Source organism: Telluria sp. AZSoR62 (genome assembly GCF_058111565.1).
Window position 1 is genome coordinate 1 of record NZ_JBYTST010000594.1, and the last position, 237, is coordinate 237.

1 protein-coding gene is annotated in these 237 nt (G+C 55.3%); it reads right to left on the reverse strand.

From position 1 onward, the window contains the following. On the reverse strand, positions 1-237 hold a 237-nt coding region (locus AC3XQU_RS24870; protein ID WP_489876760.1), incomplete at both ends, for a hypothetical protein.

The window sequence follows — 237 nt, forward strand, 5'->3', positions numbered from 1 at the left end:
TGGAGCTGATTCCCAGCTCGCTTTCGAGCGTCACTCCGTGGCAGTTCGTACCGCTGCATGGCGTCCTGGACCCGTCCGAATGCAGGCGATAAGGAGGAATCCAGCCGCTGTTGTGAATGTCCCACAAGCGGCCAAATAGTTCCTCCTTCGAGGTTATCGTTTTGGCTGCGACAGTAAGCTCAATCAGCTTCCCCTTAGTGCCTTTGAACGCTGACAGATAATTGGCGGCTGGAGAGT